Source organism: Ignavibacteriota bacterium (genome assembly GCA_013285405.1).
Taxonomy (GTDB): Bacteria; Bacteroidota; Ignavibacteria; order Ignavibacteriales; family Ignavibacteriaceae; genus IGN2.
Genome location: CP053446.1, coordinates 1,881,860 through 1,908,008, shown reverse-complemented (window position 1 = coordinate 1,908,008; position 26,149 = coordinate 1,881,860). Strand labels below are relative to the sequence as shown.

General features: G+C 34.9%; 22 protein-coding genes and 1 pseudogene. 4 read left to right on the top strand and 19 right to left on the bottom strand.

Features of this window, described 5'->3' with window-relative positions; genetic code table 11:
- Positions 1-24: 24 nt before the first annotated feature.
- The 12 genes from HND39_08215 to HND39_08160 all read right to left on the bottom strand — a co-directional run bounded on the left by HND39_08215 (position 25) and on the right by HND39_08160 (position 14,394).
- Positions 25-1,437: a cysteine--tRNA ligase gene (locus HND39_08215; protein QKJ96266.1), complete on the bottom strand. Its 1,413-nt coding sequence runs from the start codon at positions 1,435-1,437 to the stop codon at positions 25-27.
- A 136-nt stretch (positions 1,438-1,573) separates the two neighbouring features.
- On the bottom strand, positions 1,574-2,008 hold the full coding sequence (locus tag HND39_08210) for a T9SS type A sorting domain-containing protein (GenBank protein ID QKJ97936.1): 435 nt from the start codon (positions 2,006-2,008) through the stop codon (positions 1,574-1,576).
- Between the two features lie 1,449 nt (positions 2,009-3,457).
- Complete coding sequence (locus HND39_08205) at positions 3,458-5,224, bottom strand: T9SS type A sorting domain-containing protein (protein ID QKJ96265.1); 1,767 nt, start codon at positions 5,222-5,224, stop codon at positions 3,458-3,460.
- A 387-nt stretch (positions 5,225-5,611) separates the two neighbouring features.
- Positions 5,612-6,586, bottom strand: coding sequence for an RluA family pseudouridine synthase (locus tag HND39_08200; GenBank protein ID QKJ96264.1), 975 nt, complete (start codon positions 6,584-6,586; stop codon positions 5,612-5,614).
- Positions 6,549-7,238, bottom strand: a complete 690-nt coding sequence (gene lspA / locus HND39_08195; GenBank protein ID QKJ96263.1) for a signal peptidase II — start codon at positions 7,236-7,238, stop codon at positions 6,549-6,551. The genes HND39_08200 and lspA overlap by 38 nt, the downstream gene beginning before the upstream one ends.
- Positions 7,235-7,828 carry a signal peptidase II gene (locus HND39_08190; GenBank protein ID QKJ96262.1) on the bottom strand — a complete coding sequence of 198 codons (594 nt, stop codon included), beginning with the start codon at positions 7,826-7,828 and terminating at the stop codon, positions 7,235-7,237. Before HND39_08190 ends, lspA begins: the two co-directional genes overlap by 4 nt.
- 33 nt (positions 7,829-7,861) lie before the next feature.
- Complete coding sequence (locus HND39_08185) at positions 7,862-8,545, bottom strand: conjugal transfer protein TraR (protein QKJ96261.1); 684 nt, start codon at positions 8,543-8,545, stop codon at positions 7,862-7,864.
- Positions 8,546-8,563: 18 nt separating this feature from the next.
- On the bottom strand, positions 8,564-11,716 hold the full coding sequence (locus tag HND39_08180; GenBank protein ID QKJ96260.1) for an isoleucine--tRNA ligase: 3,153 nt from the start codon (positions 11,714-11,716) through the stop codon (positions 8,564-8,566).
- A gap of 8 nt (positions 11,717-11,724) precedes the next feature.
- Complete coding sequence (locus HND39_08175) at positions 11,725-12,336, bottom strand: hypothetical protein (GenBank protein QKJ96259.1); 612 nt, start codon at positions 12,334-12,336, stop codon at positions 11,725-11,727.
- Positions 12,333-13,157 (bottom strand): purine-nucleoside phosphorylase, encoded by an 825-nt coding sequence (locus HND39_08170; GenBank protein QKJ96258.1) that lies wholly within the window; start codon positions 13,155-13,157, stop codon positions 12,333-12,335. Before HND39_08170 ends, HND39_08175 begins: the two co-directional genes overlap by 4 nt.
- 2 nt (positions 13,158-13,159) lie before the next feature.
- Entirely contained in the window at positions 13,160-13,696 is a 537-nt protein-coding gene (locus HND39_08165; protein QKJ96257.1) for a DivIVA domain-containing protein, read from the bottom strand.
- Positions 13,693-14,394 (bottom strand): YggS family pyridoxal phosphate-dependent enzyme, encoded by a 702-nt coding sequence (locus HND39_08160; GenBank protein QKJ96256.1) that lies wholly within the window; start codon positions 14,392-14,394, stop codon positions 13,693-13,695. Before HND39_08160 ends, HND39_08165 begins: the two co-directional genes overlap by 4 nt.
- 211 nt (positions 14,395-14,605) lie before the next feature.
- On the opposite strand from HND39_08160, the gene pta reads away from it, so the two are divergent.
- From pta to HND39_08145, 3 genes are all read left to right on the top strand, one after another.
- Complete coding sequence (pta, locus tag HND39_08155; protein ID QKJ96255.1) at positions 14,606-15,583, top strand: phosphate acetyltransferase; 978 nt, start codon at positions 14,606-14,608, stop codon at positions 15,581-15,583.
- 91 nt (positions 15,584-15,674) lie between these two features.
- On the top strand, positions 15,675-15,935 hold the full coding sequence (locus tag HND39_08150; protein QKJ96254.1) for a hypothetical protein: 261 nt from the start codon (positions 15,675-15,677) through the stop codon (positions 15,933-15,935).
- A 199-nt stretch (positions 15,936-16,134) separates the two neighbouring features.
- Positions 16,135-16,620, top strand: coding sequence for a glutathione peroxidase (locus HND39_08145; protein QKJ97935.1), 486 nt, complete (start codon positions 16,135-16,137; stop codon positions 16,618-16,620).
- A 42-nt stretch (positions 16,621-16,662) separates the two neighbouring features.
- Here the strand turns inward: HND39_08145 and HND39_08140 are convergent, their stop codons facing one another.
- The 5 genes from HND39_08140 to HND39_08120 form a co-directional block, all read right to left on the bottom strand.
- Positions 16,663-18,165, bottom strand: coding sequence for a PQQ-binding-like beta-propeller repeat protein (locus HND39_08140; protein ID QKJ96253.1), 1,503 nt, complete (start codon positions 18,163-18,165; stop codon positions 16,663-16,665).
- Positions 18,166-18,237: 72 nt separating this feature from the next.
- A complete protein-coding gene (locus HND39_08135; protein ID QKJ96252.1) occupies positions 18,238-19,359 on the bottom strand; it encodes a T9SS type A sorting domain-containing protein in 1,122 nt (373 codons plus the stop codon).
- Positions 19,360-19,740: 381 nt separating this feature from the next.
- The gene (locus tag HND39_08130) at positions 19,741-20,217 is read right to left on the bottom strand and encodes a TerB family tellurite resistance protein (protein ID QKJ96251.1); all 477 of its coding nucleotides are present in this window, start codon (positions 20,215-20,217) and stop codon (positions 19,741-19,743) included.
- A 63-nt stretch (positions 20,218-20,280) separates the two neighbouring features.
- Positions 20,281-20,772 (bottom strand): glyoxalase, encoded by a 492-nt coding sequence (locus tag HND39_08125; protein ID QKJ96250.1) that lies wholly within the window; start codon positions 20,770-20,772, stop codon positions 20,281-20,283.
- A 17-nt stretch (positions 20,773-20,789) separates the two neighbouring features.
- Positions 20,790-23,318, bottom strand: coding sequence for a glycogen/starch/alpha-glucan phosphorylase (locus tag HND39_08120; GenBank protein ID QKJ97934.1), 2,529 nt, complete (start codon positions 23,316-23,318; stop codon positions 20,790-20,792).
- 131 nt (positions 23,319-23,449) lie between these two features.
- Between HND39_08120 and HND39_08115 the strand changes: the two genes are divergently transcribed.
- Positions 23,450-24,769 carry an alkaline phosphatase gene (locus tag HND39_08115; GenBank protein QKJ96249.1) on the top strand — a complete coding sequence of 440 codons (1,320 nt, stop codon included), beginning with the start codon at positions 23,450-23,452 and terminating at the stop codon, positions 24,767-24,769.
- A 152-nt stretch (positions 24,770-24,921) separates the two neighbouring features.
- Here the strand turns inward: HND39_08115 and HND39_08110 are convergent, their stop codons facing one another.
- Positions 24,922-25,311: a RidA family protein gene (locus HND39_08110; GenBank protein ID QKJ96248.1), complete on the bottom strand. Its 390-nt coding sequence runs from the start codon at positions 25,309-25,311 to the stop codon at positions 24,922-24,924.
- Positions 25,312-25,320: 9 nt separating this feature from the next.
- A pseudogene (locus HND39_08105) lies at positions 25,321-26,030 on the bottom strand (DNA alkylation repair protein).
- Positions 26,031-26,149: the final 119 nt, after the last annotated feature.

The window sequence follows — 26,149 nt, the reverse complement described above, 5'->3', positions numbered from 1 at the left end:
ACAGTAGATATTATTGCGTAACAATTACTTCTTAAAAAAGTCGGTTCCTTCTTTTGTATCCTTTAGAGTAATTCCAAGCAACTCTAATTTTTTTCTTATCTCATCAGCAAGCTGAAAGTTTTTTTCAAGTTTTGCTTTTAATCTAATTTCAATTAATAACTTTATCAATTCATTTTCCAATTGCGAATCCTGTTTTAATTCTCTTTCCTCAAATGACATAATACCTAATACATCCTGAGCTGTTTTTTCTAAAAATTCTTTTACAGAAAGATAAAAAATATTTGAAAGATTTTCTTTCTCGGCTATAACCCGGTTTACTTCTTTTACAAAATCAAAAATGACAGCAACTGCCTGTGGTGAATTAAAATCCTCATCCATTGCTTCAGAAAAACGTTTTTCGAAAGCATTGAAATTAAAATCCGGATTTAATCCGCCCGTTTTATTTTTTTTCAATGCTGAGTCAATTGCTATCTGAAGATTTTTAAATTTTTCTAACCCCTTTTCGGAAGCATCAAGCAGTTCAGAAGAAAAATCAACAGGACCCCTGTAATGAGCCTGCGCAAAAAATAATCTGATTGCTTCAGCAGAGTATTTTTCAAGCACTTCTCTTGCGGTGAAAAAGTTGCCAAGTGATTTTGACATTTTTTCTTTATTTATATTCAGAAATCCAAAATGCATCCAGTATTTAACAAAAGTTTTTTTGTTTGCTGCTTCGCTCTGTGCAATTTCATTTTCGTGATGAGGAAATATCAGATCGTTTCCACCGGCGTGAATGTCAAATGTTTCACCAAGATGTTTGCAGCTCATTGCAGAACATTCTATATGCCAGCCAGGGCGACCATTTCCCCATTCACTTTGCCAGAAAGGTTCGCCTTCTTTTGATTTTTTCCACAATGCAAAATCGAGAGGATTCTGTTTTTCTTCCATCACTTCCACTCTGGCACCAGCTTCAAGCTCGTCAATCATTTTACCACTTAATTTTCCGTAACTCTTAAATGATGAAACGTTGTAAAAAACATTTCCATCAACATTATAAGCTGTATCGCTATCAACCAACGCTTTTATCATTCTTAATATTTCATCAATATTATCTGTTGCTTTCGGATAGAAGGTAGCCGGTTTAATCTTTAACCTTTTTATATCCTCAAAAAAAGCATTTGAATATTTTTTTGCCACTTCACTTGCAGGGATTTTTTCCTCGATAGATTTTTTAATGATCTTATCATCGATGTCAGTCAGGTTCATAATGAATTTTACATTATAACCTTTATACTCGAGATATCTTCTTATAATGTCAGCCATAATAAACGTACGTGCATTCCCAATATGGAAATAATCATAAACGGTTGGTCCGCAAATGTACATTCCAACATTCGGTGGATTCAATGGAATGAATTCCTCAACTTGCTTTGTGAGTGTGTTGTAAAGTTTTAGCATTAAAGTAGTAATAAAGAATTAATTTGCTTTAAAATATAACGAAATAGGAAAAGATTTTAATGATTGATTTGTAACAAAGTTGAAAAGTGGTTGTTACAAAATGAAGCCAGATTAACTGGCTTCATTTTTAATAAGATTATTTGAGCAAAATTAATTTCTTCGTCTCCATAAAGTTTCCTGAAGTTAATGTGTAGAAATAAATTCCACTTGTTAATGCCGAGCCTGATCGGCTTGGAAGTTCTGCTGCGTTGAAAGTAAGAGAATAATTTCCTGCTTCTTGATTTTCATTAACCAATGAAGCTACTTCTGTTCCGAGCATATCATATACTTTCAGCGACACTTCTCCTGCATTTTGTATAGAGTAACTTATTGTTGTTGTTGGGTTGAAAGGATTGGGATAGTTCTGGCTAAGCTCATAGTTGTAACTTAACTCTGCAGAACCAGAGTTGTTAATTTTGTTTGTTGCATTCGAACCACTATTCCCAGGAGAGTTATGTATGAATTTCAAAAATTCGATCATTACAGTCGAGGAATAAGCTGAATAATGATTGTTATTATCTAAAGCTCTCATTCTGTATTCAGCAAAATAACTCTCTCCGGAACCAGCACCTTGAACTTCTGAATCTATGAACTGAGATATACTACCGCCAGGTGAATAAACAACTGTCCAAGGTCCCCAGGGATTATCCAGAAACTTTATTCTGCGTTCAACTTGATAAGCATTGTATGTCTTTACAAATACATCAGGTTCGTTATTTAATTGCCAGGTTAGTTTTGCACAAATCCTGTTTCCATACTGATATGGATTAACTGCTAATCCTGTTGGTGCTAGTGGTACTTGATCATCATATTTATATCTGAGATTATTTCCTCCATTACTACCATATGGATCTTTCCAGATTACGTGCACCTCATTACCAGCTGAAGACAAATTCAAATGCTTTATCACATCAATTTGAGGTAATTGATATTCATAGAATTGTTCTGTGGGATATACAGGATCTGCCATATATGATCTCCATAAACCTATATCTGAGTATTCTTCGCCGAGTGTTTCAAAATATAATGCAGTATGAGTTTTATTATCGACAGTTTGAGTTGAGTACATTCTGTAGTTTTCAGTACTTAAATCTGCATAACCATAGTCTATCCAATTATTATTTAAGTCCATTATTGCCCACCTAAAATAATATTGCCAAGAAGGATTAGTCTCATGCCATTGATAATAAATAACAACATTCGAATTATCTGCTCTAATACCTACAAAGTTATCAATATAGTCATTTGAAATAGGTGCTGCATAAAGTTGTGTGTCCCAATTATCATTATTAACATTATATCTTCTCCATTTGCAATCAAGATCAACCCCATTAAATTTACTATACATAAAATAAACATGATTCATTTGATCACTCTTATATGCAGTTATTCTAGGTACGTTACCAGTTTCCCCGTTGGAAACTTCCTTTGCTGGCGACCAACCTCCCTCTGTTAAGCTGCGGTATTTATATCTAACTATCCCTGATTCAAGATAAGTAATGTGAATTTTTCCACTTGAAATAACTGATTCCAAACCCAAAACGGGAACGGGCGTTAATAAATCTAAAGTTGTCCACAAACTCCATGTTAAACCACCGTTTATACTTCTTTTAATTCTTATTTGACTTCCAACGCCGTAAACAATGTAAATGTTATTATCATCTCCGGAAATACTTGGAGAAACAACTGCGGAACTTTCAATTGTTCTTGGAAATAATGTTGGATTTGAATAACCATTTACATCCATCTGGTAGTATTTCAAAATATTACTTTCCTGTACTATTATATGATTGCCGTACCTGTTGGTGAAAATATCAACACCAGCAGGATTTGCATTAGCAACATTTATGTTTGTCTCTTTAACGTTTGTCCAGTTCGAGGTTTGTGCAATAATGACTGACGAAAAACACAATATAAAAAGGAATAAAATGCATTTCCCCACAGAAAAGGATTTAATTTTATTAAACATTTTTCTATCTCCTTATTTTAAAAGTATTGTTTTAATTGTCTTAACGACATTTTTTGTCTGGAGACTAATAAAGTAAATTCCGCTTGTAAGCGGCTTACCATATTTGTCTTTTGCTTCCCAGTGAATATCATATTCCCCAGGAGAAAGTTGTTCTTCTAACAGTGTTTTTATTTCTTTCCCTAATGCACTATAAACTTTGATCTTGACTAGACTTTCATCTGAGATAGCAAATCTGATTGATGAATAAGAATTGAAAGGAACCGGATAACTTTTTATGTACTCTTCTAAAAAGAATTTATTAGATTCAGAAAATTCTATGCTTGATGTACCATCGCTTCGTAGGATGTAACTAAAGGCATAAGTTATCCAGGAAGTGTATTTCTCCATTGGAATTAACAAATCCTTCTTACTGTCACCATCAAGATCTGCAATAGAAACAGGATAGAATTGAGCGCCGGGCTGCGTTGATTCTCCGAGCTTTGCATACCAAAGTTTATATTGATGATTGTTTGGAAAACCTCCAAACTTTAAAATCAGAATAACATTACCGATTGATATTATTAATTCTTCCTTCTTGTCATCATCTATATCTACTGCCTGAATGTATTCATTAAACAATGATACGAGATACCTTAGTTCTATATATGCAACTACTTGATAATTATTGTCTCCATCAAACTCATAACACTGGAATACAGTTATTCCATTCACGTAATCCTGTCCTCCAATCCAGAATTCTGGTTTTCCGTTTTCGTCAATATCGTTTGTGACTGTTTGCATATAAGTATTGTGAATGGGGAATGGAAATTGATTGATAATCGAATATTGATTCTCGCTAATGTTCTCAATTACAAATACATTTCCGGGACCTGAACTAATGACTAGTTCTGTTTTTTCGTCCTGATCAAAATCATTAATGGCAAAGCCAGATAAATCGCTTTCATAAATGGACGAGAATTGAAATGTCTTTTCAAAATTATTGATGCTGTCATTGTATTCAGCTATCATACACATTGTAGTATCCCATGTACCTATAGTAGTAAAAGCACACTCGGTTTTACCATTGTTATTCCAATCTCCAAAAACCATATTGTATATTTGGTAAAGGTCAAATGGAAAATCCAAGCTATCAATATTTAAGAAGAGATCAAATGTTGAAGGTAATGAGTTGACCGTATCACTTTTAAAAATAGGGTGATAGTATAAAGTAGAGTCTTCATCTATTATTGATAAAATGATCATTTCTTTTATACCATCTCTATTTATATCAGTAATTCCATCTACTTTAGAAGTATTAAAATCGTATGAGAATATATTTTCATAATTACCATTCAAATTTCGCTCAAATATTTTTACCGGTCCTATCAAGTTAGGGTAAATTATATCTGTATAACCGTATAACTCAGGTCGATTATTATTGTTTAAATCTGCTGTTGGTAATGATGTCCACCAAGAGTTTGCAACCTCAACTTTCTGCCAGAATCTAAACATATTGTTAAACTTTATTGTATCAATTTCCCAAATGTTTAAGATGGTTGTGTCAACATACTCCATACTTCCGTTAACATCTTCTTTGCTGCCAAGATAAAAAGTCCTGCTTTCTCCAATTATGTTTGTTAGCCTGTAAATATTCGGAGAAATTTCTTCAACCTTGCCGCCTTGTGCAACAAACCTTTGTAACTCAGCTTCTTTGTTAAATGTGTTATAAGGTTTATACTCTTGTGCAAGAGAAACACTACTAACTAAAAACAACAGACAAAAAACTATTTTCAAACGCATCTCTTTATTCCTTTGTTACATAATAAATAGGGAAAGAAAACACTGTTAGAGATTGCTTCTCCGTCAATTGCCGGATAGCAATAACTGATGATTTTTTTCAAGCTATGTAAAACCAGAAGGGAAGAATAAGAAATGAATGGATGGTTGATTGAATGATTGTATGAGAACTTTGAAAGTTTCATACAGAATAATCTGGATTGGTGAAAATAAATTCACCATCTTTCTCGCTCCACCGAGAGAGAGAGAGAGAGAGAGAGAGAGTTAAATATCGTGCCAACTTTGAAGAACTTATTTCTAAAAAAAAGTTCATCGGTTTTCTACCCTGAATTAATTTCAATCAGAACTTAACGAACAGATCTCACAAAGTCAATATCTTTATTAAATGAATTATAAATTTTTTATCAGCAATTTCATATCATCCGGAAGTTCGGAATCAAAAAACATTTTTTCTTTTTTCACCGGATGATAAAAGCCAATAGTTTTTGCGTGCAATGCTTGCCGAGGTATTATTTCTAAAAGATTATGAACTCTTGCTTTGATCTTTGGAAGTTCGGAACCATACACAACCTGTCGTCCTCCGTAAGTCGGGTCGCCAAAAACCGGTTTACCAATTCCTGATAAATGAACTCTGATTTGATGAGTTCTTCCTGTTTTAAGATTTATTTTCAGATAGGATGTAAATTCAAACTCTTCGATAACTTCGTATAAAGTTAAAGCTGTCCTTCCTTCATTCTCACTTACCGAAAATTTTTTCCTGTCTTTTTTACTCCGTACAATATTAAAATTAATTTCGCCTTTCTTCTCTTTAAATTTTCCCCAGCATATTGCATGATATTCACGATCAACAGTTCGTTTGCTGAATTGTTCAGCAATTTTTGCGTGAGTGAAATCATCTTTGGCAACAACTAAAAGTCCGCTTGTATCTTTATCCAGCCGATGAATTATTCCAGGCCTGCCCGGATCATTTAAACCACTAAGTTTTTTTGTATGATGAAGAAGTGCGTTTACCAATGTTCCGGTGTAATTTGCATAAGCAGGATGAGCAACCATTCCCGCAGATTTATTTATGACGAGTAAATAGTCATCTTCATAAACTATGTTAAGTGGAATATCTTCGGGTTCGGTTTCTTCGGGACGGGGAGTTATCGGATGAACTGCTTCGATTATATCAAATGGTTTAATCTGGTAATTTGATTTGACAATAATTCCGTTGACTGTTACAAGATTTGCATCAATCAGTTTTTGAACTTTAGAACGGGTTGCATTTTCAATTGAGTTTGCAAGAAAGACATCTATTCTTTCTTTCTTTTTTCCCTCAGGAATTTCAAAGCGATATTTCTTTTCCTTTATCAGCTTCGTCATCTTGCAAATTACCATTCATATTTTTTGGTGATAACTCTTTATCTGAAACATCAATGCCAGTATTCATTTCAGCGTTAACACTACCGGAAGGCTCTCTAAGTTTTTTGTCTTCTTCTTCATGATGTTTATAAAAAACCAGAAGAATTAAAACTCCTATTGAAACCGCAGCATCAGCGATATTGAAGATTGGCCAGCGGTCATAACTGCGTCCAAAAATAGAGAAGTTGAAGAAATCAAAATCAAAAAAGTCAACCACTTTTCCGTAGAACAACGGTGCATAATCGTAAATCATTCCATAAAACATCCGGTCAATAACATTTCCAACTGCACCGCCAAGTATAAGCGCAATTGCAATTTTAAGACTGAGTGATTTTTTTCGAATGGAATATAGATAAATCAGCAAAGCAACACTTGCAACCAATGAAAAAACTGAAATGAACAATTTAAAATCGGAACCGGGGTCAAAACCAAATGCCATTCCGGGATTTTCGGTGAAAGTTATCCTGAAAAAATCTCCAATCACTGAAATAGATTCGCCAAAATACATTCCTTCAAAATTAATGTTTAGAGAAGGAATGGAAATTCCCTTTACATAAAATTTAGAAAGCTGATCAAAAAAAATAACAGCAAATGTAAGATATAATACTCTCAAACTTTTTCTTCTCCATCTTCAACAAGATTTGGAATTAATTCCTGTGGTTTATGACTCTTCCTGGTTAATATGACAAAAATGAGCAGGACAACTCCTGATAAAATACAGATGTCTGCAAAGTTGAAAACATAATTGCCGTGTATATTATCAAAGATAAAAATCCTGAAGAATTTTATATCCAGAAAGTCAACTACATTTCCCTGGAACAATGGTGCGTAGCCATAGAAAATTCCGTAGAATATTCTATCGAATAAATTTCCTGCTGCACCACCAAGAATAAGTGCAACGGAAACCTGTACTTTCCAATCCGGATTTTTCACAAATACCAGGTATGCGAAGAAGCCGATACAGGTGAGGATTGTGATGACCAATATTACATCACGCAATGGCTCACCCGGATCAATCCCGAAAGCGATTCCAGGATTTTCAATGAGTGTAATATGAAAAACATCTTTTATCACTGGTTTAGTTTGACCCGGGTTCAATCCACTATAATTTATACCTAACCAGGGTAAATGCAAACCACGGACTGATATTTTAGCAGCCTGATCCACCAGAAAAATAAATAAAGGAAGAAAAAGAATTTTCAATATTACACTTCTGCTTTCTGCTGAACACGTAATTTATTTCTTTTCTTGTCTTTGCTTTATCGGCAAGCAATGCTGACTATGTGGAACAGCCTCGAGTCTCTCTTTTGGTATCAACGGACAAGTTTCGCAAAGATGCTGCGGTTCATCAATACATTCGATACAAATCCCATAAGTTCCGGCATCTATTCTCTTCAGTGCATCTTCAAGATATCCGAGGAATTTATTTTCTCTTTGAGCATAAAGAAAAGTTTTTTCTCTTTCCATTGCATCAGTTCCCTGTTCAGCCATGTGAAGTGAATAGGGAGAATTCTCATTAATATATTCACCGGTTGTAGGATCAAGCATTTGTTCTTTTAAATTTTGAAGCTGTTCGATTATTTCATCCCGCTTCTCCATTATGATCTGTCTGAAATGTTCAAGATCTCTTTTACCGTAACCTTTAATTTTGGCAATAGCTTTGTTCCTGGATTCAACAATATCCTCGAATTTAACTTCAACCGGAACTTTTGCCGATTTTATTTTCCTGGTTGATATTGCTTTTACAGCTTTCCGAATTGGTCTGGTTTCTTTTTTAGCAGCCGTGTTTTTATTTCCCGCTTTCTTAACGGTTTTTTTAGCAACAACTTTCTTTTGAACTTTTTTGGCAGCAGCTTTTTTTACTGTATGTTTTTTAGCAGCCGACTTCTTGACTGTTTTTTTAACGACTTTTTTAGCCATAGTGATTTACTCCTGTTATTAAATACTTACTTTTTCTATTTTAATTTTTATTTCGTCCTCACCGATTTTCCAATCCTGAACAAAGCCGCCGTTGAACTCGACTTTGGTTTCTATTTTTTCTGCCAGCGTTTCAACTGCAATGTATTTTGTAAAAGAATTAATTGCAGTTTTAAAATCAGAATTTCCTGAAAATGCAATATTGATTTTATCTGTAACCTGGAAACCGGCATCTTTCCTCATATTCTGAATTCTGTTAACGAATTCTCTCGCCAAACCTTCTGAAATCAGTTCGGGTGTAAGATGTGTATCAACAGCAACAGTAACGCCGGTTTCACTTTCAACAATCCAGCCTGATATTTGTTCGCTTAATATTTCAACATCATCTTTACTAACTGATAAACTTTCACCATTAATTTCAACAGCAACTGAATCACCTTTCTCGATTAAGCTGATTTCAGTGGAGGTAAAGTTTTTAATTTTTTCTGCGACAGCTTTAACATTTTTACCAAACTTTGGTCCGATTGTTTTAAAGTTTGCTTTTGCTGATTTATGCACCAACGTTGAATCGTCATCAAGTATTTCGAGTTCTTTAATATTCACTTCTTCGAGTATTACGTCCTTCATCTTTAACAAAGCATCTTTCTTATTCTTTTCAATAACAACAATGAGCTTTTTCAGAGGCTGACGCACTTTTAAATTCGATTTTGCCCTGATTGCTCTGACAAGATAAACAACGTGCTGAGCCAAATCCATTTTTTGTTCGAGCTCTTTATCAATCTCACCTGTAACCGGAAAATCAGTTAAATGTACCGATTCGGTTTTTTCACTCTTCGTGACAGAATTTAAATTCTGGAATAATTCTTCTCCAAGAAATGGAGTAAAAGGCGCAATTAATTTTGAGATTGTAACAAGACATTCATATAATGTTTGATAAGCAGCCAGTTTGTTTTCATTCATTTCAGATTTCCAGAATCTTCTTCTGCATCTCCTTACATACCAGTTCGAAAGATGATCAATCGTGAAGTCAGAAGTTGCTCTTGCGGCTTTTGTAACTTCATACTCATCCATCAGTTTAATATTTGCTTCAACTAATGAGTTTAATTTCGAAAGAATCCATCTGTCAATTTCTTCTCTTTTAGAAAGCGGAACCTGCGCCTGTTTATTTTCAAATCCATCTATGTTAGCATACAACGCGAAAAATGCATAAGTATTTAAAAGCGTTCCGAAAAATTTTCTTTGTACTTCAACCAAACCTTCTTCATCGAAAAGAGTTGGTCTCCATGGCGGACTATTCGTTACAAGATACCATCTTGTTGCATCAGCGCCATACTTTTCAAAAAGGACAAAAGGATCAACTGTGTTGCCTTTTGACTTTGACATCTTCATACCATTCTTGTCAAGAATTAATTCGTTCACAATCAAATTTTTATAAGCAACGCTATCAAACAGCATTGTTGCTATTGCGTGTAGTGTATAGAACCATCCCCGTGTCTGATCAATTCCTTCGCAGATGAAATCAGCAGGAAACGCTTTCTTTTCAAACCATTCTTTATTTTCAAATGGATAATGATATTGAGCAAACGGCATTGCCCCTGAATCAAACCAGACATCAATCAGTTCTGGTGTCCGTGTATATATTTTTCCTTCTTTCTCAAAAAGAACTTTATCTACAAATGGTTTGTGGAGATCAATATTTTCGATTTCTCTTACTGAAATGCGTTTATCGTTTTCAACGATAAATCCTTCTTTCAACTCTTCAACACTTCCGATTGGCAGAATATCGCCTTCTTCATTTATCCAGAAAGGAAGCGGTGTTGCCCAAAATCTGTCACGCGATAAAGCCCAGTCTTTATTTTCCTCAAGCCAATTTCCAAATCTTCCGGCACCAACTTCCGGTGGCTGCCAGTTGATAGTTTTATTAAGCTCAATCATTCGTTTTGCAACACTGGTTGTTCTGATAAACCATGATTCACGGGCATAATAAATTACTGGTACATCCTGATGACGCCAACTGAATGGATATGTGTGGACGATGGTTTCTTTTTTATAGAGTTTGCCTTCGGTTTTCAACTTAATAATAATATCTTTATCAGCATCTTTTACGAACTGCCCTGCATAATCTGTAATTTCTGAGGTGAACTTTCCACCTCTGTCAACCGGCTGCAGCATTGGAAGATTATATTTCTTCAAGAGATCATAATCATCGGCACCAAATGCAGGCGCAATGTGAACGATTCCCGAACCTGTATCCGTACTTACAAAATCTCCCGGACAAACGAAGAATGCTTTCTTATTCGGTTTTACATAAGGTAAAAGCTGTTCATACTCAATACCCTCTAATTCCTTCCCTTTCATTTCCTCAAGGATTTCATATTCTCCATCAAGTGTTGCCAGTAATTCTTTTGCGAGAATAATTTTCTTTTCTTTATTAAGAACTTTCACATAGTCAACATCGGATCCAACAGCGAGAGCAACGTTCGAAATTAATGTCCATGGTGTTGTTGTCCATACAAGAAAGTATTCGTCTTTATCTTTCAATTTAAATAATACATAAACTGAAGGATCTTTTGTTTCGCGATAGCCAAGTGCTAATTCTGCCATTGAAAGAACAGTTTCAGATTTCGGATCCTGCGGAACGATTTTGTAATCTTTATAAATGAGATCCTTTTCATAAAGAGTTTTGAGTGCCCACCAAACTGATTCAATATAATCGTTGGTTAAAGTTATATAAGCAGATTTTAAATCAATCCAGTAGCCCATTCGTTCGGTCATCTTTTCCCAGAGATCAAGATATGTGAACACAGAATCGCGGCAAGCCTGATTATATTTTTCAACTCCGAACTTAGCAACTTCACTTTTATTTTTTATACCGAGAGTTTTTTCTACTTCTATTTCAACAGGAAGACCATGAGTATCCCATCCCGCTTTTCTTTCCACACGATAACCACGCATAGTTTTATATCTGCAAACGATATCTTTTAACGTGCGAGCCATAACGTGATGAATCCCGGGCTTACCGTTTGCAGTTGGCGGACCCTCATAGAATGTAAACGATTTTTCAGGTGAGCGAAATTCCACACTCTTTTGAAATATTTTATTCTCCGACCAAAACTTTAAGACTTCAAGTTCTGTTTCGGGATATTTTATTTTTTCTAATCCTTGTTTGTACATATTAAAATTTATTTGAGCTCTTCGTATTTCTTTATCAGTTCTCTTTCAATTTGAATAAACTCTTTCAGTTCCTGTTCGATTCTTTCTTTTTTCAGAAAAGTATTTTTTGCATTTGATTCAGCCTGATTAATTATAGTATCAGCAGTTAATCTCGCTTCTTTTATTAATAGATCAGCTTCTTTTCTTGAATCAGCGGCAGTTGCTTCAAAAACTTTGACCTTTTCTCTCAATATCAAAGCTTCTTTTTCGCCGCTAAGAACTTCCTGTATTGCCATTCCGAAAATTCCCATTGCACCCAAAGTAATGTTTCGCAAACTGAAAAGGATAAGGTTTTCAACAAGCAATTCGAACGTTCCAAAATATTCATTAAAAAAAACTATAATCGCAATGCTGAGTATTGTTGCAGCAACAGTTACAGAAAATACTATTCTTCCACCCCTCTGCCATCCCAGTGATCTGTTAATATACCAGCCGCAGGCAAAGCAAAGAATCGAGAGAACAAACCATACCGCAAAATTTCTATCACCAAAATTGAAAAGCGATGTATTAAGAAAATCGGAGGCAAAAATCAATAATCCGAGAAGTAAAGGAACACTATATGATGAAATAAATTTTTTCATTTCAGTCTCTTAATTAATTCTTTCATAATTAATGTCATTTTAGGTTCAGCCTTCATTGCAGCCGCAATAATCTCTTCTACATTCACCGGTTTTAGTGAATCCGGGAAACATTCGTCTGTAATAATGCTGATTCCAAGTACTTTCATTCCCATATGATTTGCAACAATATTTTCCGGAATAGTTGACATTCCAACCACATCAGCACCAGTCGCTCTGAGAAATCTGTACTCTGCTTTAGTTTCAAGGTTTGGTCCCGGAACAGCTACATAAACACCTTTCTGAATCTTTAGCTGATTTTCAAGAGCTATTTTTTCAGCAAGTTCAATTAGTTCAAAACTGTACGGCTCACTCATATCAGGAAATCTTGGTCCAAATTCATCTTCATTTTTTCCGATAAGTGGATTATCTCCCAGCATATTTATATGATCAACCATAATCATTACATCGCCTTTCCTGTACTGCGGATTCATTCCACCGCATGCATTTGAAACGAGCAAAGTTTCAACTCCCAAAAATTTCATCACACGAACAGGATATGTAATTTGCTGCATCGAATAACCTTCGTAAAAATGAAATCGTCCCTGCATTGCTACAACATTTTTTCCGTTGATTGTTCCGAAGATCAGCTTACCGCGATGTGATTCAACTGTTGAAATCGGGAAATGCGGAAGATTTTCATAATCAATTTGATGTGTAATATTAATGTCTTTAACCAGTCCGCCTAATCCGGTACCGAGAATTATTCCAACCGGATATTTCTCCGAAGTATGTTTTCTGATAACTTCGAGAGTCTCATTAATATTAGAAATCAGCTTACTCATTATTATAAAAGTTTATCTACAATCCCGTCAACATCAATATCGAGCTTTTCTGGTTTTTCCCGTGCAACATTTTTTTTCGGTTCCTGACCGGAATCTTTAATTTTACCTTCGAGCAGATTTGCCTGTGAACTTACAATCGCCTTCAGTCGTGCAGTAATTAAATCTTTTTCTTCACGTAAAATCATTACAGCATTTTGCATTTGATTTACTTTTTCTTCAGCATTTTGTACAATCTGCGAAGCTTTAATTTCTGCTTCTTTAATAATCACCGCTGATTGCTTCTTTGCAGATTCAATTACCTGTGCTGAGGTTTCTTGTGTTTTTAATATTGAATCCTGCAGCTTCTGCTCGATTTTATGAAACTCATTCAGCTCACGCGTTAATTTTTCAATTTCATTTTGCAATTGCTCATTTTCATTTAGCAGTTCCTCTGCGTCGGTGGAAACTTTATCGAGAAAAGCCTGAACTTCCTCAACATTGTATCCTCTCATTGATTTTTCAAATTCCTGTTTTTTAATTAAAACCGGTGAAAGCTTCACGACTGCCTCCAGTCTTTTGTTGTATCTCTTTGACCAAATATAGCTGAACCAATTCTCAGCATAGTTGCTCCTTCTTCAATTGCAATTTCATAATCGTTTGTCATCCCCATTGAAAGTTCTTTGAGGTCAAAACCATTTTTATTTATTTTCTCTTTTAAGTTACGCAAATCAGCAAAACTTTTTCTGATTATCTTTTCATCTTCAGTGAATGCAGCCATTGTCATTAGTCCCAACAGCTCAACATTCGGAAGATTTGAACAGTGCTTCACAAGTTCCAGTACTTCCGTATCATCACTTAATCCGGATTTTGTTTCTTCTGAAGAGGTTTTAACTTCGAGTAGAATCTTCTGAACCTTGTTTAACTTTTTTGCTTCTTTATTTATTTCATCAGCGAGAGAAGCCGAATCAACTGAATGAATATATTCTGCTGTCCTAACTACATACTTGATTTTGTTTCTCTGCAGATTCCCGATGAAATGCCAGGTTACTATATCACCGAGTATTTCATACTTATCTCTGAGTTCCTGAGCCCTGTTCTCACCGAAATTAGTAATACCCAGCCGCTGAGCTTCAGTTATTGCATCTATCCCGAAAAATTTGGAAACTGCGATTAGTCTGATCTCTTGCGAATTTCGCTTAAATTCATCACATTTAGCAGCTATCCGCTCACTGAGATGCCTTATATTTTCTGCAATCATAAAATTTTTAAGGCTGTGAATGTATATTATTTGGCGTCAAAAATCAATCTGAATTAAGGAAAAATTAATCGCTTATTTATGATGAGGAATATAGACTCAACTAACTTCTTTTCTCATGAAAATCTATATGTCCTATTCTCTGCTTTTCACAAAAAATCATTTTCTGTTTTCGTAATTTTGAATGTCATTTTCTTAAAAATATGGAGACAATATGGAAATCAAGCTGTTAAATGAGATAAAGGAAAAAGCATCAAAGGCAAGAAAGACAATAATCCTTCCTGAATCCCACGATGAAAGAGTACTCAGAGCTGCAGAGAAACTAACCAAAGAAAAAACGGTTTCAGTAATTACTCTCGGTGATGAAGACAGAATTCACAAAGATGCGAAACGATTAGATGTTGATCTTACAGGAGTAAGAATTATAAATCCTACAACATCTGACAAACTGAGCGACTTTACAAATATTTTCTTCAACCTTCGCAAACACAAAGGTGTAACTATCGAACAGGCAAGAAGTACTGTTCAGCAGGACTTATTTTTTGCTGCTATGATTGTAAAAGAAAATATGGCTGATGGAAGTGTTGCCGGTTCAGCTTCAGCTACTGCTGATGTTATGCGTGCAGGAATTCAATGTATCGGAATGCCGGAAGGAATTTCAATTGTATCGAGCTTCTTCCTTATGCTTTTTCCGGATAAAAATTATTCTTTTGCTGATTGTGCAGTTGTTCCCGCACCTGACGAAAAGCAGTTAGCAGATATTGCGATTTCAACTGCAGACAATCATAGAAAACTTACAGGTGAAGAGCCGTTTATTGCAATGCTATCATTTTCTACAAAAGGAAGTGCAAAGCATGAAGCTGTTGATAAAGTTTTGAATGCAACGGCAATCATTCGTTCAAAGAGACCGGACCTGAATGTTGACGGAGAATTACAATTTGATGCAGCAATTATTGAATCTATCGGAAAGAAGAAAGCACCAGGTAGCAATGTTGCAGGCAGAGCAAATGTATTAATATTTCCAGATTTGAATTCTGGAAATATTGCTTACAAAATCGCTCAACGCTGGGGCAAAGCAGAAGCAGTTGGACCAATGGTTCAAGGATTGAAAAAACCATTTTTTGATTTGAGCCGCGGCTGCAGTGTTGATGATGTTGCCAACACAGCAGCAATTGCAGCGTTGATGAGTTAAAGCCTCCCCCTACCCCCTCCAAAGGAGGGGGTTTTTGTATTTTATTCATCACATACTTTTTCCTAAGTTCGGTTTCAAAATTTTACTACAAATGAATATTATTCTACTAACATTCTTTACTTTCATTATTAATATACCATTCGGATACTGGCGGGCGAATGTAAAAAAATTCTCATTGCAGTTTTTTCTTGCAATACATATTCCGGTTGGATTAATTATTTTATTCCGGTTTCTAACTGGTACAGTATTCGAGGTCGAAACTCTATTTTTTACAATACCAGCATTTTTTCTCGGACAGTTTATTGGTTCAAGAATTTATTTGCTTAGAAAACAGAGTAATGTCTTACGTTAACCTCATGCCTTGTGAATGATCTTGTCAGGACAAAGAGTAATTCAGAAAAATGATTTGAACGATACAGTTTGTATTTTTAAAAAACAAATTAGAAGGAGATAAAATGATTAAGAATTTTTTATGGATTATATTCCTTATAACTATAACACAGCTAATTGCACAGGAAAAAATATCAAGCTTTCAAGAAGGAAAAATTTCGATGGACAACATAAACGACATTACTGTTCTCGATATGAACAATAACAAAATAAAACTATCAGATTACAACGGAAAAGTTTTGATGATAGTAAATGTTGCAAGCGAATGCGGCTACACAAAGCAGTATGCCGGCTTACAGAAGATTTATGAAAAATATAATCCAAAAGGTTTCGAAATTCTCGCTTTCCCTTGCAATGATTTTGGTGGACAAGAGCCTGGCACAAACGAGCAAATCCAAAACTTTTGCAGCTCGAAGTTTGGGGTAACATTTAAATTGTTTGACAAGATAAAAGTACTCGGCGATGAAAGGTCACCACTTTATGATAGACTAATAAACAATAATGTTACTGAGAATGGTGATGTAAAATGGAATTTCGAAAAGTTTATCATCTCAAAAGACGGAAAAATTGTTGCGAGGTTCAGAACCAAAGTTGAACCGGCGAGTGATGAAGTAATTTCTGCGATTGAAGGTGAGTTGAAGAAATAAAGAAAGCCGGAGTTCGCCCCGGCCTTTGAATTTTAAGTGAGGTTACTTCAGCAATATTAATTTCTTCGTAGCTGTAAAGTTTCCCGAAGTTAGCGTGTAAAAATAAATTCCACTGGCAAAATCTTTAGGTTGAAAAATTACATCATAACTTCCTGCATCCTGGTATCTATCAAGAAGTAATGCAACTACTCTACCCATAATATCATAAACTATTACTGTAACTCTTCCTGATTGTGGGATTGTATATTTAATGTTAGTGGTTGAGTTGAATGGATTAGGGTAGTTTTGTTCAAGTTGATAATTGATCAATCCTTTTTTTTCATTTTCTACAGAAGTGACAGTGTCCCTTATTGCCATCAATGTTCTCCATTGATGCTGCAATAAGGTTGTGTAGTGCGTACCAAGAAATAAGGTTCCATTATCGCTGATTGCACCAGTATTATCTATTTGCTGAATCGGGGACGTCAATGGTAACTTCCACTTTAATGATCCATTGCTAGAAATTGCATAATAGTTGTATCCCAATGTTGAACCAACATATACTGTCCCTTCCGAATCACAAATAAGAGGCTGCCAAAATTCATCATTTTCTTCATCGTTAAAAATATATTTCCATAGATACTCACCGTCAAAATCAATTGATACTAATAATTTGTTATACGGAGCCACAGTATCTCCTACTATTGCATAAATATTTCCATCATAATTTATTGCTGGTATTGAATACGAACCGAATTGAAAATCTGAGAACTCCCATCTAATCTCAGAATTAGGGTAAATTGAAAATAAACTATACTGGTCAATAAAATATATATTATCATATGAATCTACTATTGGTGCTGTTTGTATTTTACTGCATTTGAACGTCCATTTAAGACTACCATTCAAGTTTAAGGCAAACAGATTTGAGTCTTTACCAGCTATATAAATTGTATTTCCATCCGTAGATAACACTGGTGACCTTTGGTTGAATCCACTTTCATAAGTGACACTCCAGTTTAAATTACCTGAAGAATTAAATGAAAATAATTGACCGCTATTATTTGTTGAGTATAGATTACCCTGAAGATCTATGTTCATCAAGGTGGGCCCAAAAAAATGTTCGGTTTGATATTCCCATTTTAAGCTGCCGTCAGCATTAATTGCGTAAAAATATTTGTCTGATGAACCAAAATAAATAGTATTGCTCGAATCAATTAGAATACCTGAAGCAGGAGGCAAGGATCGACCAGATGAATAATCCCAAATAAAATCACCATCATTGCTGTAACAGTAGAAATTATCTGCCGAATAAAAATAAGAACCAAAATATAAATTTTTATCTTCACCAATAACTGGTCCGGAATAAATTCCATAGGCTAAGTCCAAAAACCAAATTACAGTTGCACTCTGTGGTCCTTTGTAAGGCGAACGACCTGTGAATTGGGGATCGTGTTTTACCATTGGCCAGGGTGAATTTGCAAGTGTCGGCCACACAACATCAACTTGTTGCTGTGCACTTGATAATCCGACTATAAATGAAAATATTATCATAATCTTTTTCATATCAACACCTTTATAAAATTTTAAATAAGATTACATCTAACAGGAATGTAATCCTCTTATCTTTTGAAATTATTACTTCTGTATTATCATCTTCCGAATATTTGTATTACCTCCGGTTTGAATCTTATAGAAATACACTCCACTTGGTAAGTTCCGCGCATCGAATTCTAAAAAATTCAATCCTGATGTTCTGTACTCATTTACTAATACCTCTATCTGGCTACCTAGAATATCAAAGACATCCAATGTAATGAAACCATCTTGTGGGGAATACCAACTAATTATTGTCGTTGGGTTGAATGGATTTGGGTAATTTTGGAATAATGTAAAACTGTTTGCTAACTTAGCATTGTTATATTGGTTTAGCTTATCTTGATTTGATCCTTCAACCCTTGTATCAACTGTATTTGTATAATCGGTTTCAAGCGATTCTTCGCTTTGCCAGCCGACTGCTGTAACTTTATAATAGCAGATTGTTTCATTAGCCTGAGGTGGTCCCAAGATGACGGTTTCATCATCATCCACCCAATTTACTCCTGAATTAGTCTCACAAAAGTTAAAGTTCCCTGTACCTGTCTTTTTATAAATTTTGTAATAATTAACTGAAAAATTTTCATCTGGATATGGACCCCACACTAATCGTGGATTGAAATTAGAATTGTGAATTAGACCCATACAATTTTCCCAATAATTTTCTAACCCCGATGTTTCCAAATCAGCATTAGTTATATCCCATATAGTTTTGTAACTAAAATTTATGGTTTCGGTGTTTTCCCAATTTCGGAAGTTTTTGTTTCCGATGTCATATTTGAAATTTAAATCTCCATATTCTGAACCATCAGACGTTCTCCAGTCGATCCAGAAATAAGCTTGTTCCACTCCATTTTCTATTGCGCTTAATTTATAAAGGCCGATGGCAAAGGTTGGATTTATTCCCGCCCAGGGATCCAGTATATGATCAAAATATGCTGTTACTTCTGAAGGTTCGTTACTATTTATATTATCACCTATAATTTCATATTCTGATGTTAATTCGTAGTTCTCATCCCATCTTGCAGTAATCGCAGTTAATGTAAATGTTACATTCCAAGTTGATCCTTGATTTAATAGTTCAATTATCAACTCTCCAAAATGCTCCGGTTGTGCAAATAAAGTAAACGGTATTGTAATAATTGTAAAAATCAACTTTTTCATTTTATACCCCTTGTTTTTATAGTTAACAAAAAATTATTGAAGTGTACTAATTTTAATCTACGTAAAACCAATTGGATAGAAATTTATGGAGTATAAAAGTTGTTCGAAAAGGTAATGAACATTACAATGGCACAAAGAATTTATTAGGGGCAAAATAAATCCTTTTCCCTCCCAATTTCCAGTGTCTCCTGAGCAAGGATAGAGTAAATTTTGTACCAATGAATTATTCTCCAGATATCTATTCTGAAATAATACTTTTACAAACTTAATACACTGATTTCGGAAAGTCAAGAGATGTTTGAATAAAGCTATTATAAAGTGTGATTTAAGATTCCGGAAGGTTCACCGACTGTGAACTTTCAGGAATGATATTTCAAACTATTATTTTGCTAATTCCTGTTTTACAAAGAGTTTCGCAGCAATAATATCTTTATGCTCAATATTCATTGTGCTGCCTATGATTTTTATTAATCTGTCTTCGTAGCTGTCAAGTTTGCCATCTTCATAAATTATTCTCCAGAGATTTTTAATCAATTCAAGTTTTTCTGATTGAGAAAAAGCTTCATTTATCACCGAGGTAAATTCGTAAACGCTGATGCTGTCTTTTACTTTTTCCTCAGAAAGTGCCAGCAATTCATCAACACATTCATCATCGAGATCAAAATCTTTTTTCATCAGGTATATTATTCTTTCTCTTTCAACTTCAGAAATATCACCATCAGCTTTTGCCATCTCAACAAGCAAAGCAGCGGTTGCAACCTGATATTTTCTGTTGGGGGATTTTAGAGTTTCAATTTTTTGTAATTGAGCAATTTGTTCATCTTTCTCTGCAAGAACTTTTCTTAAATATTCAAACATTTCAAAATTTCCGTTTGACCAGAGATGACATCATTTTAGTTAGATGTCATCTCTCTATTTTACTTAATTGTTATTTAATTCTGAAAGGAGACTGGGAAGGTCAAGAGCTTTTGTGAACATAACAACGTTACCATCTTCATCAACGGGCCATTCTTCCTGAGGTCTGTCGCAGTAAAGCTCGATTCCATTTCCATCCGGATCTTTTAGATAGATGGATTCAGAAACTCCGTGATCAGATGCACCTTCGATAGGATATTTGTTTTCCCATAATACTTTAAAAGCTTTTGCCAGTTCTTCCCTGCTCGGGTAAAGAATAGCAAAGTGATACAAGCCAGTATGTCCGGAAGGCGGTGCAACTGCATTCTCTCCAGACCACGTATTCAATCCGATATGGTGATGATAATTTCCGGAAGATAAAAATGTTGCAGAATCTCCGAATCTGGCGGTTACAGAAAATCCAAGCATTTCAGTATAAAACTTTACTGATCTTTCAAGATTTCCTACAGTTAAGTGAATGTGTCCTATTCTTGCTTTTGGATGTATTTCGTAAGTCATCAGTTTTAATTTCTTTTTTATGATTGGTTGATTTTAATTGGTCCAACATTCCAGATTTTTTCTGCGTATTCTTTTACTGAACGGTCACTTGAAAATTTTCCTACTCTTGCAACATTTAATATTGATTTCCTTGTCCATTCGTCCTTGTTCAGATATAATTTACTAACGGCATCCTGAGCATCTACATACGATTGATAATCTGCAAGCAAACAGTAATAATCAACACCTAGCAGACTGTCAATTATAGATTTAAAAATTCCCGGTTCACTTTTATTAAAGATGTCTGAAGCAATCATGTCAATTACTCTCTTCAGCATTTTGTTCGATTCATAATAAGTTCGCGGGTTGTAACCATTATTCTTCAATTTTACTACTTCATCAGCGAGCATTCCAAATATAAAAATATTTTCCTCACCAACTTCCTCACGTATTTCAATATTGGCTCCATCCATTGTTCCGATTGTCAGTGCACCATTCAATGTAAACTTCATATTTCCGGTTCCGGAAGCTTCCAGACCAGCCATCGAGATCTGTTCGGAAAGATCTGAAGCTGGAATTATTTTTTCAGCAAGCGTAACTGAGTAGTTAGGAATGAAAACAACTTTCAGTTTATCACCAACGTCAGGATCGTTATTAACGATTTCAGCAACGGAATTTATAAGCTTGATAATCAGTTTAGCCATTTGATATGCTGGCGCAGCTTTCCCTGCAAAAATAATTGTCCGCGGCACCATTTCATGTTTTGATCCTGCTTTGCCGTCAGACAGGTTGTCTTTGATTCTGATATAGAGTGTTATTATGTGAAGAACATTTAGTAATTGTCTTTTATATTCATGAAATCTTTTTATCTGAACATCAAACATCGATTCAGGATTAATTTTTATGTTATTGTTTTCTTCAATATCATTGATTAATAATTTCTTAGCCACCAGTTTTGCGTTTCTAAATTCTTTTCTGAATCCTTCATCCTCAACATACTTTTCAAGTTTCCTCAATTCATTCAGATCATAAACCCAGTTCTCACCAATCCTATCTGTAATAATCTTTGAAAGGAAGGGATTGGCAGCCTTAAGCCAACGCCTTGGAGTAATTCCGTTAGTTATATTTATAAATTTTTCGGGAAATATTTTGTATAGATGCAGAAAGATTCTTTTTTCTAAAATTTCAGTATGAAGAGCAGCAACTCCGTTAACAGCAAAACTTCCAACGATTGCAAGATGAGCCATCCGGATTGATTTACCACCATTCTCATTAATGATTGAAAGTCCCGCTACAATATTTGGGTCAGCCGAATAATTTTTTTTAACGTCTTCGATAAACCGCCGGTTTATTTCATACACAATCTGGGTATGACGTGGAAGTAATTCTTCAAATAATTGTAAAGACCATTCTTCGAGTGCTTCAGGAACAACTGTATGATTGGTATATGCAAAAGATTTGCTTGTAATTTTCCATGCATTATTCCAGCTTAATCCTTCCTGATCAATTAATATTCTCATCAACTCAGGAATAGCAACAACAGGATGAGTATCATTGAGTTGAATTGCATTCTTCTCGGCAAACTCATCAAACGATTTATGATTAATTTTATATTTTCTGATAATATCCTGAAGAGTTGCTGAGACGAAAAAGTATTGCTGCTTTAATCTTAAAAATTTTCCTTTCACATAAGAATCATTCGGGTATAGAACTTTGGATATATTTTCTGAATTAGTTTTTGATGAAACCGCCGCAACATAATCTCCGGCATTAAATTCTTTAAAACTAAATTCACTTGCAGCTTTAGCCTGCCAGAGTCTCAGGTTATTTACAGTATTATTTTTATAGCCGGGAACCGGAATATCATAAGCAATTGCAAGGACGTCTTCTGTGTCAATCCAATCGAATTTGTATGTTCCATCAGCATTTTTAACTTCGACTGCTTTACCATAAAATTTAACTCTATACTCCAAGTCTCTTCTCAGAATATCCCACGGATTTCCGTTCTGGAGCCAATTGTCAGGATATTCTACCTGGTAACCATTCTCGATAGATTGTTTGAAGATTCCATACTCATATCTGATTCCGTAACCAAATGCCGGCAATTCAAGTGTTGCCATTGAATCAAGATAACAGGCAGCAAGTCTCCCCAATCCACCATTACCCAAACCCATATCCTGTTCTACCTCCCTGATTTCTTCCAGACTATATCCGTCATCTTTTAAAATTTTACTGCACTCATCATAGTAATCCATATTTATTAATGCATTTCCGAGCACACGACCCATTAGATATTCTAATGAGAGATAATAGACTCTTTTTGCATCCTTTTGAAAATATTGATGCTGTGTTCTCAGCCATTTTCTAACGAGTCTGTCGCGTATCGCTAATGATAAAGCAAAGTATGCATCTGATCCGGTGGCAGTTATCCGATCCTTGATTAATCGGAATTCTAAATTTTCCGCGAATTGGTTTGAAAGTGAATATGAAGTTGGAGATTCAGAGTCAGTAAAAAATATTGAAGATTTTCCATTTAGTGATAGTTTCGGTTTATTCTTCATTAAAATCCTGATTTCTTAAAAAATAAAATTCGGGGCTTAATTTAAGATTGTGTGTATTCTTAACAAAATGAAAATTAAGTCCTGTGAAAATTTTTAATTAGTTTAGAAATATAAAATTTAATTCGAAAGGAATTTTTATGAAAAAAAATTTAAGCAGATTGTTCATTTTAGTTCTAACTGCATCAGCTATATTATTGACAATTACTTTCTCAAGTCAATCCCAAATAAATAATGATACTGGTAATGTAATTTTTATTCATGTTGATGGAACAAGCTTAGCGAATTGGAATGCATTAAGAGTTTTGTATTATGGACCAGATGGCGAAACAAACTGGGATAAACTATCACACATCGGATTATATCAAGGTCATACAAAAACAACTCTGACTTCATCTTCCGAAGCTGGTGCAACTACGCATGCATACGGGGTTAAAGTAGAATTGCAATCTTATGGTATGGACGGTAACCGTCCACTAACTTCAAGATCCGGAAGTAATTTAAGCATAATGATGGAAGCAAAGAGCAAAGGAATTAATATTGGAATAATTAACAGCGGGAAAATTGTTGAACCCGGAACAGGCGCGTTTGTAACAAGTGACGATTCAAGAGCACACGAAGATGTGATATCAAAAAGAATTATTGAATCAGGTGCAGATCTGATTTTCTCTGGCGGTGAAGAAAACCTATTGCCAATTGGAGTTGAAGGAAAATTTGGAACCGGCAAGAGAAAAGATGGAGTTAATGTTGTTGAACTCGCGATCAAGCTCGGTTATAAAGTGATTTACACACGTGAGGAACTTTCACAAATTCCAACAGAAACACAAAAGATTTTAGGAATATTTGCACAAGGTCATACTTTCAATGATAAATCTGAAGAAGAACTTATTGAGAAAGGATTAAAATATTATCAGCCTGAAGCCCCAACTCTGGCAGAAATGACAGATGCTGCTGTCAAATTTCTTTCTGCTAAAGAAGGAAATTTTTTTCTTGTTGTTGAGGAAGAAGCTACTGATAACTTTGGAAATGCAAATAATGCCAGTGGTTATTTTGAAGCAATCAAACGAGCCGATGATGCAATCGGAGTTGCATTAAATTTTTATTCAAAAAACCCTAATACATTACTAATAACCGCAGCAGACAGTGAAGCTGGCGGAATGGAGATTTATGGTTTTCTTAAGAAAGATATGATGCCTGATAATCCTTTACCTCCAACAGCTCACAACGGTTCTCCACTCGATGGTGTTAATGGAACAAGCACTAAACCATTTCTTACTGCAAAGGATAAAAACGGAAATCAATTTCAGTTTGCAGTTGCCTGGTCAACCAATGATGATGTGTATGGTTCGATTGTCGCGAAAGCAGAAGGATTACATGCTGATCTGATGAAAGGGAAAATAGACAACACAGAAATTTACAGGATTATGTATGCTGCACTGTTCGGTAAAGTTCTTGATTAAATCATTAGAGACTTCTGAATTATTATGAATGTGTCATTCTGAATCCGGCAACTGCCGGATTTTTTAATTTAAAAACCAGATATTACACTCCTGCCTTGCCGGCAGGCAGGTCGTTCAATATGACAAATTAGAATTTTTCAGAAGTCTCTTCATTACTTACTTAAATAGGCAGTTGCTTCAATCTCAACGACAAAATTTGGATCGATCAGCGATTTCACTTCAACCATCGTGGTAACGGGTTTTATTGTTTTGAAAGACTCACCGTGAGCTCTTCCAACAGCATCCCAATCCATAATATTGGTAACGTATATTCTTGTTCTTATAACATCTGTCAATGATCCGCCGGCATCATTTAGCGCTTTTTCAATTTTCTGAATAATGAATTTTGTTTGCTTGTAGGGATCTCCCGGTGCGATTATTTTTTCCCCATCTATAGCGACTGTACCTGATACTTCGATTATCCTTCCGATTCTTACAGCTCTTGAATAACCAATTTTATCTTCCCATGGCGTACCGCTTGTAATTTTTATTCTCTCTTCCATAATTCTTCTTTAGATTTTTCCCTGGAGATATTTTTTTCTCTTTGATTCCGGAAACTTTTCTATCGCATATCGCAGCATTGTCCGCGGCATCCTTCTGTAATATTTCTTTAAGAACGTTTCTTCACTCCTAAGATTTTTATTTCCAACTTCTCTCAACATCCAGCCAACAGCTTTATGAATTAAATCATGTTTATCATTGATTAATATATAAGCAATCTTCATAGTTGATTCAAAATCATTATTTCGAATGAATGCGTATGTTGATAAGATCGCAATTCTCCGATCCCGAGGTTTTTTGATTGTGCAAGTTTATTCAATAAACTTTTATCTTTTTTAAGCAAATGTTTCCCTACTATTTTTGGTGCTGAGAGATCAACAAGATCCCAGTTATTAATTCCTTTCCTGTTTTGCAAATAAAAAGAAAGTATTTGATCTCTTTGCTTATCATTACCATTCTCATATTTATTAACAAGGATTAAAAGTGCGATGAGTCTTTCTTCATGAACCCTGGAACAAAGTAATATTTTTAGTTCAGATAATTTTAAATCTTTGAACTGCTTTGATATCTTTCGTTGAGTCGGTACGTTAAGCCCTGCAAATCTATCACCTTCACCGTATTCACCTTTACCTGTTTTAAAAAACCATTGCATTGTATCTGAAATCTCAGCACTTGCAAGCGATTTAATCTTTTTTCTTAACTCAGTTACTTGTTGTGTCATTCATTAAACTACAAATAATATTTCAGGATAAAGTTTATCCACTAACAGACAAAAATAATGAGGAGAAAATAAGATAAAGAATATGTGCGATAAAATTATCAGGCTTGAAGTTTTCCTGA

Excerpts from the sequence above, each read along its gene's own strand:
- HND39_08175 (QKJ96259.1), bottom strand. The coding sequence starts at position 12,336 with ATGAAAAAATTTATTTCATCATATAGTGTTCCTTTACTTCTCGGATTA.
- HND39_08145 (QKJ97935.1), top strand. The coding sequence starts at position 16,135 with ATGGACAACATAAACGACATTACTGTTCTCGATATGAACAATAACAAA.
- HND39_08115 (QKJ96249.1), top strand. The coding sequence starts at position 23,450 with ATGAAAAAAAATTTAAGCAGATTGTTCATTTTAGTTCTAACTGCATCA.
- HND39_08215 (QKJ96266.1), bottom strand. The coding sequence starts at position 1,437 with ATGCTAAAACTTTACAACACACTCACAAAGCAAGTTGAGGAATTCATT.
- HND39_08160 (QKJ96256.1), bottom strand. The coding sequence starts at position 14,394 with ATGATTGCAGAAAATATAAGGCATCTCAGTGAGCGGATAGCTGCTAAA.
- HND39_08135 (QKJ96252.1), bottom strand. The coding sequence starts at position 19,359 with ATGAAAAAGTTGATTTTTACAATTATTACAATACCGTTTACTTTATTT.
- HND39_08200 (QKJ96264.1), bottom strand. The coding sequence starts at position 6,586 with ATGACGAAGCTGATAAAGGAAAAGAAATATCGCTTTGAAATTCCTGAG.
- HND39_08110 (QKJ96248.1), bottom strand. The coding sequence starts at position 25,311 with ATGGAAGAGAGAATAAAAATTACAAGCGGTACGCCATGGGAAGATAAA.
- HND39_08180 (QKJ96260.1), bottom strand. The coding sequence starts at position 11,716 with ATGTACAAACAAGGATTAGAAAAAATAAAATATCCCGAAACAGAACTT.
- HND39_08125 (QKJ96250.1), bottom strand. The coding sequence starts at position 20,772 with ATGACTTACGAAATACATCCAAAAGCAAGAATAGGACACATTCACTTA.
- HND39_08185 (QKJ96261.1), bottom strand. The coding sequence starts at position 8,545 with ATGGCTAAAAAAGTCGTTAAAAAAACAGTCAAGAAGTCGGCTGCTAAA.
- pta (QKJ96255.1), top strand. The coding sequence starts at position 14,606 with ATGGAAATCAAGCTGTTAAATGAGATAAAGGAAAAAGCATCAAAGGCA.
- HND39_08170 (QKJ96258.1), bottom strand. The coding sequence starts at position 13,157 with ATGAGTAAGCTGATTTCTAATATTAATGAGACTCTCGAAGTTATCAGA.
- HND39_08140 (QKJ96253.1), bottom strand. The coding sequence starts at position 18,165 with ATGAAAAAGATTATGATAATATTTTCATTTATAGTCGGATTATCAAGT.
- HND39_08150 (QKJ96254.1), top strand. The coding sequence starts at position 15,675 with ATGAATATTATTCTACTAACATTCTTTACTTTCATTATTAATATACCA.
- HND39_08205 (QKJ96265.1), bottom strand. The coding sequence starts at position 5,224 with ATGCGTTTGAAAATAGTTTTTTGTCTGTTGTTTTTAGTTAGTAGTGTT.
- HND39_08130 (QKJ96251.1), bottom strand. The coding sequence starts at position 20,217 with ATGTTTGAATATTTAAGAAAAGTTCTTGCAGAGAAAGATGAACAAATT.
- HND39_08210 (QKJ97936.1), bottom strand. The coding sequence starts at position 2,008 with ATGAGAGCTTTAGATAATAACAATCATTATTCAGCTTATTCCTCGACT.